Source organism: Streptomyces sp. NPDC031365 (assembly GCF_055569765.1).
In genome coordinates this window covers 103809-118895 of sequence record NZ_JBVIIM010000007.1, presented here as the reverse complement: position 1 = coordinate 118895, position 15087 = coordinate 103809, and the positions used below count along the sequence as shown (strand labels likewise).

Genomic DNA, 15087 nt, shown 5'->3' with positions numbered 1-15087 from the left:
GGCAGCGTTTCAGGATTTCGGGCAGCACCCGTGCAGGTGAGGCAATCGAACGAGGACTCCGACACCAATGCCGCGGCTCGCTGAGGGCACGTGCCCGGCAGGATGGTCGGCTTGGGTCAGGCGTTCTGCTTCTGCGGGTGCAGGTCGAGTGTGATGTGCGGGTCGAGCGCGTGCAGGAAGTCGAGGGCGTCGAAGATCTCGCCGGCGGAGACGACGCCGACGGTCTTGGTGCGGCCGGTCAGGACGCGCTCGAGGGCCTCGGTGACGAGGGGCGCGGTGACGGCGTAGATGTCCTGGCCACTGGCCGTGGCCCGGTGTTCGGCTCCGCCGGAGCGGACGACGACGTCGACGAGGAAGGTTTGATTCGAGCGCCCGCGCTCGTCGGCGGCGGCCGGGGCCGGCGTGTGAGGGGCGGCGACGTCTCGGGCCGCCTCGGCGCTCATGTAGGTGGTCACATCGGGGATGGAGAGGTGCTGGGGGACGGTGACGACGTCCGCCATCGTGAACTCCCCGATCACCGGCCGGGGTCCCACCGGTTCCGGGAAGGTCCACTCCAGGGTGGGCGCGGCGTCGGTGCGGCGCTCCCACTGTCCGCCGCTGTAGCGCAGGCGGTGGTCGCCGCGCCGCTCGCGGGAGACCGCGCCCGAGAGTCGGGTACCGGCGGTGGGGTGCCAGTTGCTGAGCGCATAGGCGATGTGTGCCTCGTCGGCTTCGGTCCAGTCGCCCATCGCCGCGGTGGTCAGCAGGTCGCCGAGGCCGCCGAAGAAGGCCATGGCCGGGACGATCACCGCTCCCGCGTCCCGGGCCCGCTCGCGGTAGCGGGCGAAGGTGTCGAGGTTGGCCTCGAGCTCGGCGGCCACGTCCAGGTAGGGGATCTTCGCGCGGAGCGCGGCTTCGATGACGGGGCCGGTGGTTGATGCGAAAGGGCCGGCGCAGTTGATGACCGCCGCCGTGCCCGCCAGGGCCCGCTCCAGCGAAGCCGGGTCCTCGACCGACGCCACCCGGGCCTCCAGCCCGTGTTCGTGGGCCATCTCCTCCAAAATCTGTATGTTGCGCCCGGACAGCACCGGGACGAACCCACGCGCGACCAGCTCCGCGACCACGAATCTCCCGGTGTGACCGTAGGCGCCGAACACCGTCACCAGCTGACCTGACCCCATGAAACTCTCCCGTGTACTCGAACGCCCGCTGCGAGGTCGATCCGCTGCGGCCTGACATCCACATCCTGTCCCTCCGGCAACGCCCCGCACGAGCGTCGGAAACGACATGTCCCGTACAGTTTCGGACATGCCCGCTGTTGCACTGGCCGTCACCGACGGCATGCTCCACTACGAACTGTCCGTGGCCGTCGAGGTCTTCGGAGCCGACCTGACCCACATCGTGGACCCCTGGTACGACTTCTCCCTCTGCGGGAGCGGTCCGGTGCTCGTCGACCGCTTCCGCCTGCAACCCGACCACGGACTCGACCACCTCGCGCACGCAGACACAGTGATCGTCCCCGGTTGGGCCGACACCGACCGCGACCCGCCCGCCGAGTTGGTCGAGGCGGTGCGTGCGGCCCACGAGGCCGGCGCCCGCGTGGCCTCACTGTGCACGGGCGCCTTCGTCCTGGGCGCAGCAGGACTGCTCGACGGCAGGCGCGCCACCACGCACTGGGCCCACACGCGGGAACTGGCCCGGCGCCACCCGGCGGCCACCGTCGATCCGGACGTCCTCTACGTCGACAACGGCGATGTCCTCACCTCCGCGGGCAAAGCCGCCTCCATGGACCTGTGCCTGCACCTGGTCCGCCTCGACCACGGCTCGGCCAACGCCAACAAGATCGCCCGACGCCTGGTCACCCCACCCCACCGCGACGGCGGCCAGGCCCAGTTCATCTCCACCCCCCTCCCCGCCCCGGGCAACCACCCCCTGGGCGAGCTCTTCCCCTGGGCGCTGGAGCGGCTGGACCAGCCGCTGACCGTGGAGGACCTGGCCCGTCAGGCGCGCATGAGCTCGCGTCACCTCGGCCGCCACTTCAAGTACCTCACCGGCACCACGCCACTGCAATGGCTCCACACCCAGCGCATTCGCCACGCCCAGGAACTGCTGGAGACCACCGACGCCACCTTGGACACCATCGCCGCGGCCACCGGCATGGGCACCGCCACCACCCTGCGCCGCCACTTCCACCGCAGCGTCGGTGTCCCACCCGACACCTACCGCCGCACCTTCCGTCCGTAAAGGAGTACCAAGGCCCAAGCGGCAAATCGAACAGTGCCAAGGCAGGTGCCGTCCTAAGTGGTGAACAAATGCTGCCCAAACTCGTGAACAACGCCATTCGGGCTTGCCCGCCCGGTGTTCGACCGGGTGCCGGTCGCGGGTCAGGGTGTGAGCGGATTCACCTGCACCAGGCCCGTCTGGTAGGCCATCACGACCAGTTGGGCGCGGTCCCGGGCGCCCAGTTTCGCCATCGCGCGGTAGATGTGGGTGCGTACGGTCAGCGGGCTGAGGGTGAGTGTCTCGGCGGTCTCGGTATTGGACTTGCCCTCGGCGGCCATGGCCATCGTTTTGCGTTCGCGAGCGGTGAGTTCCGACAGGTGGTGGGCAGATGTGAGCTGCGCGTCGGGGGCGGGTGTCAGCAGGAAGTTCGCGATGAGGGTGCGGGTGGCGGTGGGGGACAGAAGGGCCTCGCCGGAGGCCACCGTGCGCAGGCCGGCCAGCAGGGTGTCGGTGGTGACGTCCTTGCCGAGGAAGCCGCTGGCACCGGCGTGCAGGGCCTGGGCGACGTAGTCCTCGGTCTCGAAGGTGGTCAGGATGAGGATGCGGGTGGCGGACAGTTCCGGGTCGGCGCAGATGGCGGACGTGGCGGAGAGGCCGTCCGTGCCCGGCATACGGATGTCCATGAGGACGATGTCGGGGTGGTGGGTGCGCGTCAGGGCCACCGCCTCCGCGCCGTCGGAGGCTTCACCGACCACGGTCATGTCCGCACAGGAGTCGACCAGCATCCGGAAGGTTGCCCGTAGCAAGGTCTGGTCGTCGGCGAGCAACACCCTGATGGTCATGCTTCTTCTCCTGTCGCATTATCCGTGGCCTCCGAAGGCGCCTCGGGTGTGGTGGGTGGCAGCGGCAGGCAGGCGGAGACTTCGAAGCCGCCTCCTGGGCGGGGTCCCGCGCGGAACTCGCCGCCGACGGTGTGGGCTCGTTCGCGCATCCCCATGATGCCGAAGCCCTGGCCCGGCGCGGCTGCGGCAACATCGGCGGTGCCGTACGGCTCGTCGTTGGTGACCGTGATCAGCAAACGGGATTCTTCGTAGGCGAGATGTACGTGTGCCGAGTCCGCGGCGGCGTGCTTGGTGGCGTTGGTGAGTGCCTCCTGGACGATCCGGAACGCGGTCAGGTCTCCCCCGGAGGTGAGCGGACGGGGCTCGCCTTTCGTGGTGACCGTGACGGTGAGCCCTGCGGATGAACACGTCGAAACCAGCTCGGGCAGGCGGGCGAGGCCGGGAGAGGGTTCCAGTGATGCCGAGGCCGGGGCGCTGTTGTAGCGCAGCAGCCCCAGCGTGGTTTTCAGCTCGCGCAGCGCGGAAGACGTGGTGTCGGTCAGGCTGGTGAGAATCTCCTTCGTCTGCTGCGGATTGGTGAGCGCGAAGTGGGCGGCCGTGCCTGCCTGGGCGTTGGCCAGGGCCAGATGATGTGCTACGACGTCGTGCAGCTCGCGGGCGATGCGCATGCGCTCTTCGGTGGCACGCAGCCGTGCCTCCTCGTCCCGGGTCCGCTCGGCATGTTCGGCGCGGGCCTGCACCGAGGCGACGTAGGCGCGCCGCAGCCTCGTCATGCTGCCGGCGGCGAGCGGCAACAGCAGCCAGAAACAGTAGCCGATGGACCGTGGTACGGGGGAAGAAGCGTACGTGGGGTCGAAGATCGCTGACGCGGCCATCAGAGCCGTTGCCGTGGTGACACTGTAGAGGCGTGCCGTCTTGAGACCGGTGTGGGTGGTCAGCCAGTACAACGCCGCCATGACGGGGGCCAGCAGCAGAGGGGTCAGTACGTACTCCAGCGCGGTGACGAACACGATGCCTATCGCGTTCACGACGGTGACGGTCTGCGGATGGCTTCGGTGTGTGAACAGGGCGAGACACGAGACTCCCATGACGGCCAGGACGGTGGTGTCCCGCTGGGGTGGGGCAGCGCCAGGCCTGGTGAGACCACTGCCCACGATCGCGCAGGCCATCAGCACCAGGACCAGGACCGCGTCGACGACGCGAGGATGGCGGTCGGCGTACCGCTCGAAACGGTCGGTGCAACGCTCAGGGCTGGTACTCATACGGTTCTCCGGTCGGTGCTCTGGAACACGTCGTCGTCCGCTCCCACGGAACGGCTGTCGGGGCCACCCGTGTCATCCCACACAGGTGGCCCCGGCAGAGGAGAAGCTGTGGTGTCAGGTGCGCGATACTTCCCGGCCGGTTGAGGTCCCGACCGATTGCGGGTCCGCTGCGGCGGGCTGCTGGTTCGGTGTCCCGCCTTCCACGTTGACGGAGGGCAGCAGCCGGTCCAGCCAGCCCGGCAGCCACCAGGCCTTGTGGCCGAGCAGCGCGAGGACGGCGGGTACGATTGCCATCCGTACGACGACGGCGTCGAAGAGGACGGCGGAGGCCAGCCCGAACCCGATCATCTTGATCATTGAATCGCTCTCGCCGATGAATCCGGCGAAGACAGCGATCATGATCAGTGCGGCGGCCACGACGACCCGGGCGCTGTGCCGCAATCCGCTGGTGACCGCCTGGTGGGGCGATTCGCCATGGACGTATGCCTCGCGTATCCGGGAGACGAGGAAGACCTCGTAGTCCATGGCCAGGCCGAAGACGATGCCCACCAGGAAGATCGGCATCAAACTCATGATCGGGCCGGTGTGTTCCGCTCCCAGCAGTTCGGCGCCGTGGCCCTGCTGGAACACGAGGACGACCACGCCCAGAGAGGCCAGAACCGACAACAGGTATCCGAGGGCCGCCTTCAGCGGGACGAGCAGGGACCGGAAGACCAGCAGCAGCAGTACGATCGCGAAACCCACGACAACAGTCAGGTAGGGAACCAGAGCGGACTGCACCTTCTCGGCGATGTCGATGTCGACAGCGGTGGTGCCGGTGACAGCGAACGTCACCCCGGTCCTGGACTCGATCGCGGGCCGGTCGTTCCGGATGGCCGTGACCAGGTTCTTGGTCTTCTCGTCGGTCGGGGCCGTGGACGGCACGGCCTGGAAGACTGCCGTGTCTCCCGCCCTGTTGAAGCGGGCCGAGGAGACGGAGACGACGCCCTTGGTGCCGCCGATCTGCTGTGCGACGAACTCTACGGCGCTCTTCGCGCCGGTGTTGCCCCGGGCGTCCACCACGATGGTCAAAGGCCCGTTGAAGCCTGGCCCGAAAGCCCCGGCCAGCGCATCGTATGCCCGACGCTCGGTGGCGGAGGTCGGTTTGGCCTCGTCCCCGGGGTTACCGAGCTGCAGATCCGTGGCCGGCAGCGCGAGAGCCCCCAGCCCCACCACGCCCAGCAGCAGCACAGGCAACGGCCGCCGCAGCACGAACCGTGCCCAGCGGGTGCCCCAGTTGTTCCGGATGCTCTGCTCCTCGATCCGTCCGTCCCTGCGTGCCCGCCGCGTGAGAACGGCGTTCGGCCAGAAGCCCAGGAGTGCCGGGACCAGAGTCAGGGCGATCAGTACGGCGACGGTGACCGCGCCGGCCGCGGCCAGGCCCATCTTGGTGAGCATCGGGATACCCACCACCGCCAGTCCGGCCAGCGCGATGACCACGGTGAGCCCAGCGAACACCACCGCGGACCCGGCCGTGCCGACCGCAAACCCAACCGCCTCTTGCGGCGCACGGCCCTGGGCGCGCTCCTCGCGATAGCGGGAGACGACGAACAGGGCGTAGTCGATGCCGACCGCGAGGCCCAGCATCATCGCCAGGATGCTCGTCGTCGCGGACAGGCCGAGCGCGTGGGCCAGTGCCAGAATGCCGGCCATGCTGACCCCGACGCCGATCAGGGCGGTCAGCAGCGGCAGCCCGGCCGCGGCGAGCGAACCGAAGGTGACCAGGAGGACGACGGCAGCCACGGCGACACCGATCAGCTCGGCCCCACCGCCCGGCCCGCCGCCCGCGTCCAGGGCACTTCCGCCCGCATCAACGGTCAGTCTGGCATCCTGAGCGCTGTGGACGGCCTCCTGCAGCCGGCTCTTGCTGGCGTCGGTGAGTTCCTTGGCCCCGACCTTGTAGGTGACGGTCGCATACGCCGTCCGACCGTCCCTGCTCAGCGTCTTCGACCGGAACGGGTCGGAGGCGCTCACGACTTGTGTGCCGCCTGCCAGGAAGGCCACGGTCTTCTCGACGGCCTGCTTGTTCCCGGGGGTGGTGAGCTGTTCCCCGCTCGGCGCGACGAACACGATCCGGGCGGTGGCACCATCGGCAGCGGTACCGGGAAAACGTTGTTCCATCAGGTCGAATGCCTTCTGGGACTCGATGCCCGGCATGGAGAACCCTTTGTCGGACGCCTCCGGAGCCTTGAGAGCGCTGAGTCCGGCGAAAGCCAGGACGGCCGCCCAGACCAGAACAACGTACCAACGTTGCCGAAAGGCCAGACGGCCTACTCGGTGAAGAAATATAGCCACGGCAGGAGGTCTCCCCATGGGGTGCTGGTTGTCCGTCCAGCCTCTCCGGATGCCGGCCGCCTGTCGTCGTACGCCTGCTGACATTTGCTGCTACTGAAAATGTAGTAGAGACCTGGCGAGCGGCTCCAAGACGAGGCATGCTGCCGACGCGCTCTAAGCGGCAGCTGATGACTGACGTGACGAGTGACATCGAGGCCGGAGAGGCCGATGTGGGTGCGACGAGCACTGCGCGTGACGGACTGGCCGCCGAGTTGGTGGCGCGGGCCCCAGGCCGGTGGGATGAAGGGCACCGGAGGGCGGCCGGGAGAACTACCGCAACAGGCTTCGGCCCAAGACGGTGATCACCTGTTCGGCGAGACGGCTGGCGAAGCCGCGCAGACAGGACAGGCAGGGGCCGATGCGCTCACGTGGGCGGAGCCACTCCTCCGCCGTACCGTACGGTCACCGCAGGCGCCGCCGCAGCGGCGCCTCGAAGAACGCGATCCTGGCCGCGGCGATTTCGACGCGCATTCGAGGATCTGCCTCGGCCGGTCAAGGATTGGCCCCGATCGGTCACCTCTCCCGTTGCGGCCTCGGTTTCACCTCACGGCGCCGGCGGCCCAGGGAGCTCCACCGCAAACGATCATCCTTCGTCCACCTGCCGTCCCCGTGCCAGCTGCTGAACCGCCCGCTCCAGCCGCGTCTGCCGGATCTCCGGCGTCGTGGCCCGGAGCAGCGGGAGCATCACAAGGTAGCGGGTGGTCCGGTCGAGCGCGTCGAACGCCGCACGCGCTGCCGGGTCCGCGGCAAGGGCCGCAGCAAGGTCGTCCGGGACGGCAGCTGTTGCCTGTGATGCGTACGCGCGGTCCCAGCGGCCGTCCTCCTGGGCCCGTTGGACCTCGTCGAGGCCGGGCTCTCGCATCCGGCCTGCCGCCGTCAGCGCCGCGACCTTCTCGACATTCACCCGCGACCACAGGCTCCTCGGTCGCCGTGGCCCGTACTTCTGCAGGTAGTGCCGGTCGTCCAAGCCCCGGCGCTGCCCCGAGATCCAGCCCCAGCACAGGCCCACGTCGACCAGTTCGTCCTCCGTGACCGACGCGATGCCTGACGCCTTTTTCGCTACCTTGACCCACACGCCCTCACGGCGGGTGTGGTGTTCCGCAAGCCAGTCCTCAAAGGCCGCGGCATCGGGGAACGCGACGACTTCCACCCCGTTGAACTTCTCCATGCCGGCCAGGCTAGCCCGGCCGCGCCCCGGGGAACCGGTCCCGGTCACCGCACCGGCGATGGCCCGCGTCATGTCCCCGAGCCGACCGTCCTCAGGTAGCCGAGCGAGTGCCGTGTCCCGTGCCGCTGCGCCCGGCGACAGCCCCGTTTCTCGTAGCACCGCGGTCAGCGCGCTCGAGGACGTTGGGGCAGCAGTCGGCTGTATGGGGCAATCGACGGCTCGGCCGGTTCATGCCTGGAACTCGGTGAGGTCGATGGAGTGAACGCGCAGTGGGTAGCCGTGCACCGGGTGTGTCATCTCCCGCTCGGTCACCATGCCGAGCTTGCGGATAACCTGCTCGGAGGCGTTGTCCCCCACCCGGTTGATGCTGACGACGCGGTCCAGACCGCGGTCCTGGAGCGCGAACTCCAGTGTGGCGTGCGCGGCTTCGGATGCGTACCCCTGGCCCCAGAACTGTGAGCCGAGCCGCCAGCTGATCGCCACGGCGGGCATCACCTCCGGCAGGAACTCGGGCACGGACAGGCCCGTGAAGCCGATCAGTTCACCCGAAGCCAGCAGCTCGACGGCGAAGAGTCCGAAGCCCTCCTCGTCCCACTGCTCCTCCCACCGCTCGATGTCCTCGGCCGTGCGGTCCAGGTCGCGCACCGACCCGTCGTCGATCCAGCACATAACCCGTGGGTCCGAGTTGATGTCCGCCATCGGTGCGAGGTCGTCGTCGTGCCAGCTACGGAGGAGGAGACGGGGTGTACGGATCTCGATCATGCGCCCATCTTGCCGAAGGCACACGCCCCAGCGGTAATTCGACGCGTGCCGGGGTTGCCGCTGTGGAACCACACGATCTCACCTGTGGCGACCATTAAGTCGACACCTCGGACGGCGTTCACCTCACCTTGCGGCGCCTGGAACGTGCGGGTCAGGCTTCGTACTTCGATCATGTTCATGGGGTTGCCTCCGCTGTGGTGCCAGTGATGGTGCCGGCGGGGTTCTGCTCGCCGGCGGGGTGCTCGGCGGCGACGGTCTCCGCGATCGTGCGGTCGAGTTCGTCCTGCCATGCCAGGTCCGCGTCGAGCTGCATCACCCGGCGCCGGAACATCGCGGCGTCGAGCGGCCCGATCTCGCCGGCTTCGCGCAGCGCGCGGCTCTCCGCCTCGATGCCGTCGCGCATGGTCAGGACCGCTTCGCGGCGGCGCTTCAGCAGGCCGAGGAGGGTCGGGAGCTCGCTGGTGCGGGTGAACAGGAGGGCCACACCGAACGGGTCAGTTCCGTGGTGTACCTGGGTGACCGCCTGTTCACGCAGGGTGCGCAGTTCCTCCTCTCCCGAGGCGGTGATCTGGTACACCGTCCTGGCGGGCCGTCTGCCCACCTGCTCCGTGCGGATGGGTTCGACCAGGCCGCCTTCGTCCATCGTGCGCAACTCGCGGTAGAGAGCGCCGACACTGACGCCTCCCCAACTGCTGACGCTGGTGACTTCGGCGATGCGGCGGATCTCGTGACCGTGGAGCGGTCCCACGTTCTGAAGGGTCCCGAGAGCCATGAGACGGGTTAGATTCACGACGCTACTCTCGTGAGAGTAATTGCTTCAGTCAAGCAGGGCGGAAGTCCCCGCACAGGTCCGTCAGAAGGAGCAGCGGTGAGTCAGCAGGCCGATGGCAGCCTCGGCGACGAGTTCATCGAGATCGTCGGAGCGAACACCCACAATTTGCGCAATGCCAGCGTCACCTTCCCCAAGAACAGGATCGTCGCCTTCACTGGTGTCAGCGGCAGCGGAAAGACGTCCTTAGCGATTGACACGGTGCACGCCGAGGCACAACTGCGGTACCTCAACGGCATCTCGCCCTTCTTCCGGCAGTTCATCTCCCCGAAGGACCGCCCCCAGGTGGACCGCATCTCCGGGCTCGGGGTGACCCTCGCCGTCGACCAGCGGAGGCTGAACCGCAGCCCCCGCTCGACCCTGGGCAGCATCACCGGACTGAACGACTTCCTCGGGCTGCTGTTCGCGAGGATGCCCGCACTGGGCCCAAAGGCCGTGGAATTCCCCGAGCTGCGCGGGCTCACCAGCGCCTACTTCGACCGCTACAGCATGGAGGGCCGCTGCAAGCGGTGCAGCGGCCTCGGCTACCTCGTCACCCCCGCCGAGGACCGGCTGGTCACCCGGCCCGACCTGCCACTGACGGCCGGCGCGGGGGAGTGGTTCGAGCGGGCCAACTCCGGCGAGTACCTGGCGCTGCCCGCCCTGGCCGAACGGTACGGGGCCGACCTCGGCCGGCCCTGGCGCGAACTGCCCGAGGAGTTCCGCCACGCCGTTATGTACGGGACGGGCGACGAGGCGATCCCCTACAAGATCGTCAGCAAGCACAAGAAGTCCGGCACGGAGACAGTCATCGAACGCAGTGTGCCGCTCAAGGGAGCGGTCTTCGAGGTCTCCCGGCTGTACGAGGCCGCAGGCTCCGAGAGCAGCAAGGAGAACTATGCGCGGTTCATGTGCCGCCAGGACTGCGCGGCCTGCGCCGGCAGCGGCTTCGGTGACGTTCCGCGCACCGTCAGGGTCGCGGGGCTCACCTACCCCGAGGTCGTGCGGATGCCCATCGAGGACCTGCTCGACTGGGTCGGCACCATCGACGCCACCCTCACCCCCATGCAGCGTGAAGTCGCCGGCCACCTGCTGCCCGACCTCGGCCGACGGGTGCGGCTCATGGTCGAGCTGGGTCTCGGACACCTCCGGGTCACCCGCAGCGCCCCGTCCATGTCCGGCGGCGAGCTCCAACGCGCCCGTGTCACCGCCCAGCTGAACATGGACCTGACCGGCATCATCTTCGTACTCGACGAACCGAGCGCCGGGCTGCACCCCGCCGACAAGCACCCACTGCGTGAGATCCTGCACGCCCTGCGGGATGCGGGTAACACGGTTCTGCTGGTTGAGCACGATCCCGAACTCATCGCCCTGGCCGATTGGGTGGTGGACCTGGGACCCGGCGCGGGCCGCGAGGGCGGCACCCTCGTCGCGTCGGTACCCACCGCGGAACTGAGTGACAACCCGCACTCGCTCACCGGTGCCTACCTCGCCGGGCGCGGCCCCCGGGTCCGGCGCGAGCGGCGCTTCGACGGGGCCGCCGCACCCCGGCTCACCCTGGTCGGGATCGATGTGCACAACGTCCAGCTGGACCGGGTCGACATCCCGCTCAACACACTGACCTGCATCACCGGGGTGAGCGGCAGCGGCAAGAGCAGTCTCCTGCACGAGGCCCTCGGCGCGAGTCTGGCCGCCACGCTGCGCGGTGAACACCCCGAGGCCGTCGCCGCCGTGGAGGGCGCGGGGGCGGTGGACTGGGTGACGGTGGTCAACCAGGACCCGATCGGCCGCACCCCGCGTTCCAACCCGGCCACCTACACCAAGGCCTTCGACCTGATACGCAAACTCTACGCGGCCACCCCCCAGGCCAAGAGCCTGGGCTACGGCGCCGGGGCGTTCTCCTTCAACTCGCCCGGCGGCCGCTGCGAAGCCTGCCAGGGGTACGGCAGGCGCCAGGTCGACATGCACTTCATGCCCGACATGTGGGTCGAGTGCGACGTCTGCGAGGGCCGCCGCTTCACTCCCGAGCTGCTCGCCGTCACCTACCACGGCAAGTCCGTCGACGAGGTGTTGGCGATGACGGTGGACGAGGCCGCCGAGTTCTTCCCCGCCCCCGCGCCGCTCGCCGCGACCCTGCGCGCCACCCGGCAGGCGGGGCTGGGATATCTGCAACTCGGGCAGAGCGGGACCGAGTTGTCCGGCGGAGAGGCGCAGCGCCTCAAGCTCGCCAACGCCATTCTCATGGGCAGTGGCGGCCGGGGACGAGGCCTGGTGATCCTCGACGAGCCGGTCACCGGGCTGCACCCCTTGGACGTGCAGCGCATGGTCGATGCCTTCGACACCCTGCTAATGGCCGGCAACTCGGTGGTCATCGCCGAGCACGACCTGCACGTCGCCGCTTGTGCGGACTGGATCATCGACATGGGACCGGGCGCGGGCGGCCGCGGTGGCGAGGTCGTCGGCGCAGGCCCGCCTGCCAGTGTCGCGGCCGGTCCGGGCGTCACCGCGCAGTACCTGAGGCCCCTCCTGACCGGCTGAGCCGCACCGTCCCGCGGCCCGTGCTCTGCCTGTCCCACTGCCCGGTGCGCGGCCCGACGGCGGTGGTGTCCGGGTGTCCGGGATCCGGGTGTCCGCGAGTCCACCTCATGAAAGCCCGAGGCTGGGGGGCCTCGCCACCCCCGAGCCGCGGCACCACCACATCATCCTCGTCACCGCCGTCCAGGTCTTCCTCACCCTCAGGCCGGCTCGTCCTCAGGATTCACCACACCGGCCTGAAACGGCTGCGCGAGCACGGCCCGGCCGGGTCAGGTGCTCCTCCGCTTCGGCCGTACCACATGCAGCCCTTGCGGGAAGCGATCTGCGATCCCCGCCGTGAGGCGGGCGATGCCCGCACCCGGGAAGAGGCCAAGGCCCGGCAGGAGGAATACCAGGCACAGGTGTGGCGGGCGGCCCAGGAGCAGGCAGCCGAGGGTGAGGCCCGCCGTCCCGTCTGCGGTGCCGAGTTCACCGACGAACGGTGGCGGGCGGTCGAGCGGGTCGGCTGGGCACCGCCCAAGAACTCCGGCGGTCTCTGGGCGGAGGACTGCGACCGGCAGGCTGTCACCGACGTACAGCAAGCGTGGCCGGGTGCGCATCAGCACCAGGTGCAGGGCAGGCCGTACCCGAGCAGAAGACCGGCGGCACCTGGCTCTCCCGCTTCCGTGGCTGACGCGACCGGACCCGGTTGTCAGTCGACGAGTAACTGCTGCGCCGCCGCTTCTACGGCGCCGACCACGGCCACCCGGGCTCACTGCCGCACAGAAGGCCGGGCAGGACGAGCGTGGGCATCGGGAGCAGAACCAGGGCGTGCCTGAGCGGAGGACTGGCGGTCGGCTCTCGTGCTTCGGTGTCTGGTCTGGCGAGCTCTCGCGACGGCGCAAGCAGCTCCGGGATCGTCGCGGGCACGTCCGCGCTGCTGGAAGCCAGTTTCTATCGGCTTACGCCTTTTGGGCCGGGATCAGCCACAGGGCGATGACGGCGGAGGCCGCGGCGATGCCTGTGGCGACGAGGAACGCGTCGTCGAAACCGGCCGCCGTGGCGGTGCCGGTGTGGGCGGCGATGCCGGCGGCTGCGGCGCTGGATACGGCGGCGGCGCCGGCGGAGGCACCGAACTCGTGGAAGGTGCTGACGATTCCGGATGTCACCCCGGCCTCGTGGGGGCCGACGCTGCTGAGGGCGGTGGCCGAGGCGACCACGAACAGGGCGCCCAGCCCGGCCGCGGCGATGCTCACGCCGGTGACCATGGCGGTGGTGCCGGACCAGAGGACCGGGACGAGGAATCCCGCGGCAGCAGTGACCAGGGCCACCGCTGCCAGCAGCCGGGCCCCGAGGCGGCCGATCACGCGGCCGGACGCGGTGGCGGCGGCCATGGTCACCAGCGCCACCGGCAGGAACAGCAGCCCGGTCGTCAGGGCACCGTGGCTCTGGTGGTTCTGGAGGTAGAAGGAGCCGAGGAAGAAGACGCCAACCATCAAGGCGGTGGCCACCGCGATGACGAAGATGCCTGCCACGACCGGGCGCCGGCCGAGCAGACGGAGGTTCATCAGCGGTGCGGCCGCCCGGCGTTGCCAGGCGGCGAATGCTACGTAGACGGCTGCCGCGGCGGCGAACAGGGCGAGGGTGAGGGCGTTGAGCCAGCCGTGGTCGCCGGCCCGGATGAGTGCGTAGATGAGGGCGCCGGTGGCCGCGGCGACGAGGGCGGCGCCGGGCACGTCGAGGGAGCCGGAGGCCGCGCGGGGGAGATCGGGCAGGATCCGGGCGAGTGCGGCGAGGACGATCAGGCCGACAGGGACGTTGATGAAGAAGACCCAGGCCCAGCCGGGCCCGGCCGTGATCAGCCCGCCCAGCAGCACGCCGAGGGCGGCGCCGCCTCCGCCGAGCGCCGACCAGATGCCCAGTGCCCTGTTGCGTTCGTCGCCGTCGAACAGCCTCACCACCACCGACAGGGCGGCCGGTGAGAGCAGTGCGGCGCCCGCTCCCTGGGCGATACGGGCGGCCAGCAGCAGGGGTGCGCCGGTGGCGAGCCCGGCGGCCAGCGAGGCGGCGGTGAAGACGGCGAGGCCTGCGAGGGCGATTCGCTTGGCGCCAAACAGGTCGGCGGCCCGGCCGCCGAGCAGCATCAGGCTGCCGAAGGTGAGGGCATAGCCGCTGACCACCCAGGTCAGGGCAGCGCGGTCCAGGTCCAGTTCGGCGCCCATGTGGGGCAGTGCGATGGCTACCACGGTGATGTCGAGGATCAGCATCAACTGGGCCAGCCCCAGCAGGCCGAGGACCGGCCAGCGCTGCGGATGGGGTGTTTCCGGCGTGTGTGTGTTCGCGGTTTCCGTGTCGCTCATGACGCTCACCTCTCCAAAGCTAACTCGTACAGTGCTGTTCAGGTTAGACTCGATGATGACATAAGCCAAACAGCTCTGTACGACTTATACGGGTAGGGTGTGAGGCATGAGCAGTAGAAGCACCGTCAAACGCGCCGACGCCCTGCGGAGCATCGACGCGATCGTGCAGGCCGCGGCCGAGTGCCTGGGGCAGAACCCGGAGGCGAGCCTCAGTGAGATCGCGCGCGCCGCGGGCGTGGGCCGGGTGACGCTGTATGCGCACTTCGCCTCCCGGGCGGAGGTCGTCGACGCGGCGATGAGCCGTGCCGTCGACCGGGGCAATCAAGCGCTGGACGCGGTCGATCTGGCCGGTGAACCGCTGCTCGCGCTGGCCCGCTATATCGAGGCCAGCTGGCATCTGGTGGACCAGGCGCGTGCACTGCTGGTTGCCGCCCAGAAGGAACTGGCCCCCGGGCGCATCCGCGAACTGCACAGCGGCCCGGCCGCCCGGGTCGAGACGATCCTCGCCCGCGGCCGTGCAGAGGGGGTCTTCCGCACCGATCTGCCGATCGCGTGGCTGGTCAACGTCCTGCACTCAGTCATGCACAGCGCGGCCGACGAGATCCGCGCGGGCCGCCTCACCTCCGAGCGTGCCGCCGGCCACATCACCGCCACGGTGCTGGCCGCCTTCACCCCGCCGGGAAGGCCGGTGCCGGAACCCGGCGCGGGCGCGTGACACCAGCCGGACCCGCGAAGGAAAGCCGGGCGCGTACCGGACGGTGACCGCCGGGATCCCCAAATCGTGGCGGACATGTGC

General features: G+C 69.5%; 12 protein-coding genes. 3 read left to right on the top strand and 9 right to left on the bottom strand.

Annotated features, from left to right (window positions below):
- Positions 1-116 precede the first annotated feature (116 nt).
- Entirely contained in the window at positions 117-1160 is a 1044-nt protein-coding gene (locus ACZ5C2_RS13550) for a saccharopine dehydrogenase family protein (protein ID WP_468789741.1), read from the bottom strand.
- Between the two features lie 127 nt (positions 1161-1287).
- On the opposite strand from ACZ5C2_RS13550, the gene ACZ5C2_RS13545 reads away from it, so the two are divergent.
- Positions 1288-2223, top strand: coding sequence for a helix-turn-helix domain-containing protein (locus ACZ5C2_RS13545; protein WP_468789739.1), 936 nt, complete (start codon positions 1288-1290; stop codon positions 2221-2223).
- 140 nt (positions 2224-2363) lie between these two features.
- On the opposite strand, the gene ACZ5C2_RS13540 is transcribed toward ACZ5C2_RS13545, so the two are convergent.
- From ACZ5C2_RS13540 to ACZ5C2_RS13510, 7 genes are all read right to left on the bottom strand, one after another.
- Complete coding sequence (locus ACZ5C2_RS13540) at positions 2364-3044, bottom strand: response regulator transcription factor (RefSeq protein WP_468789737.1); 681 nt, start codon at positions 3042-3044, stop codon at positions 2364-2366.
- A complete protein-coding gene (locus tag ACZ5C2_RS13535; RefSeq protein ID WP_468789735.1) occupies positions 3041-4306 on the bottom strand; it encodes a sensor histidine kinase in 1266 nt (421 codons plus the stop codon). Before ACZ5C2_RS13535 ends, ACZ5C2_RS13540 begins: the two co-directional genes overlap by 4 nt.
- A gap of 114 nt (positions 4307-4420) precedes the next feature.
- Positions 4421-6640 (bottom strand): MMPL family transporter, encoded by a 2220-nt coding sequence (locus ACZ5C2_RS13530; RefSeq protein WP_468789733.1) that lies wholly within the window; start codon positions 6638-6640, stop codon positions 4421-4423.
- 622 nt (positions 6641-7262) lie between these two features.
- On the bottom strand, positions 7263-7847 hold the full coding sequence (locus ACZ5C2_RS13525; RefSeq protein WP_468789731.1) for a YdeI/OmpD-associated family protein: 585 nt from the start codon (positions 7845-7847) through the stop codon (positions 7263-7265).
- 228 nt (positions 7848-8075) lie between these two features.
- Entirely contained in the window at positions 8076-8609 is a 534-nt protein-coding gene (locus ACZ5C2_RS13520; RefSeq protein WP_468789729.1) for a GNAT family N-acetyltransferase, read from the bottom strand.
- Complete coding sequence (locus ACZ5C2_RS13515) at positions 8606-8788, bottom strand: hypothetical protein (RefSeq protein WP_468789727.1); 183 nt, start codon at positions 8786-8788, stop codon at positions 8606-8608. Before ACZ5C2_RS13515 ends, ACZ5C2_RS13520 begins: the two co-directional genes overlap by 4 nt.
- On the bottom strand, positions 8785-9381 hold the full coding sequence (locus ACZ5C2_RS13510; protein WP_468789725.1) for a PadR family transcriptional regulator: 597 nt from the start codon (positions 9379-9381) through the stop codon (positions 8785-8787). Before ACZ5C2_RS13510 ends, ACZ5C2_RS13515 begins: the two co-directional genes overlap by 4 nt.
- Positions 9382-9477: 96 nt before the next feature.
- On the opposite strand from ACZ5C2_RS13510, the gene ACZ5C2_RS13505 reads away from it, so the two are divergent.
- A complete protein-coding gene (locus tag ACZ5C2_RS13505) occupies positions 9478-11955 on the top strand; it encodes an excinuclease ABC subunit UvrA (RefSeq protein WP_468789722.1) in 2478 nt (825 codons plus the stop codon).
- A 938-nt stretch (positions 11956-12893) separates the two neighbouring features.
- On the opposite strand, the gene ACZ5C2_RS13500 is transcribed toward ACZ5C2_RS13505, so the two are convergent.
- Positions 12894-14291, bottom strand: coding sequence for an MFS transporter (locus ACZ5C2_RS13500; RefSeq protein ID WP_468789721.1), 1398 nt, complete (start codon positions 14289-14291; stop codon positions 12894-12896).
- Positions 14292-14397: 106 nt separating this feature from the next.
- Here ACZ5C2_RS13500 and ACZ5C2_RS13495 point away from each other — a divergent pair, with 106 nt between their 5' ends.
- Positions 14398-15006: a TetR/AcrR family transcriptional regulator gene (locus ACZ5C2_RS13495; protein WP_468789719.1), complete on the top strand. Its 609-nt coding sequence runs from the start codon at positions 14398-14400 to the stop codon at positions 15004-15006.
- Positions 15007-15087 lie beyond the last annotated feature (81 nt).

Excerpts from the sequence above, each read along its gene's own strand:
- ACZ5C2_RS13550 (WP_468789741.1), bottom strand. The coding sequence starts at position 1,160 with ATGGGGTCAGGTCAGCTGGTGACGGTGTTCGGCGCCTACGGTCACACC.
- ACZ5C2_RS13545 (WP_468789739.1), top strand. The coding sequence starts at position 1,288 with ATGCCCGCTGTTGCACTGGCCGTCACCGACGGCATGCTCCACTACGAA.
- ACZ5C2_RS13540 (WP_468789737.1), bottom strand. The coding sequence starts at position 3,044 with ATGACCATCAGGGTGTTGCTCGCCGACGACCAGACCTTGCTACGGGCA.
- ACZ5C2_RS13535 (WP_468789735.1), bottom strand. The coding sequence starts at position 4,306 with ATGAGTACCAGCCCTGAGCGTTGCACCGACCGTTTCGAGCGGTACGCC.
- ACZ5C2_RS13525 (WP_468789731.1), bottom strand. The coding sequence starts at position 7,847 with ATGGAGAAGTTCAACGGGGTGGAAGTCGTCGCGTTCCCCGATGCCGCG.
- ACZ5C2_RS13520 (WP_468789729.1), bottom strand. The coding sequence starts at position 8,609 with ATGATCGAGATCCGTACACCCCGTCTCCTCCTCCGTAGCTGGCACGAC.
- ACZ5C2_RS13515 (WP_468789727.1), bottom strand. The coding sequence starts at position 8,788 with ATGAACATGATCGAAGTACGAAGCCTGACCCGCACGTTCCAGGCGCCG.
- ACZ5C2_RS13510 (WP_468789725.1), bottom strand. The coding sequence starts at position 9,381 with ATGGCTCTCGGGACCCTTCAGAACGTGGGACCGCTCCACGGTCACGAG.
- ACZ5C2_RS13500 (WP_468789721.1), bottom strand. The coding sequence starts at position 14,291 with ATGAGCGACACGGAAACCGCGAACACACACACGCCGGAAACACCCCAT.
- ACZ5C2_RS13495 (WP_468789719.1), top strand. The coding sequence starts at position 14,398 with ATGAGCAGTAGAAGCACCGTCAAACGCGCCGACGCCCTGCGGAGCATC.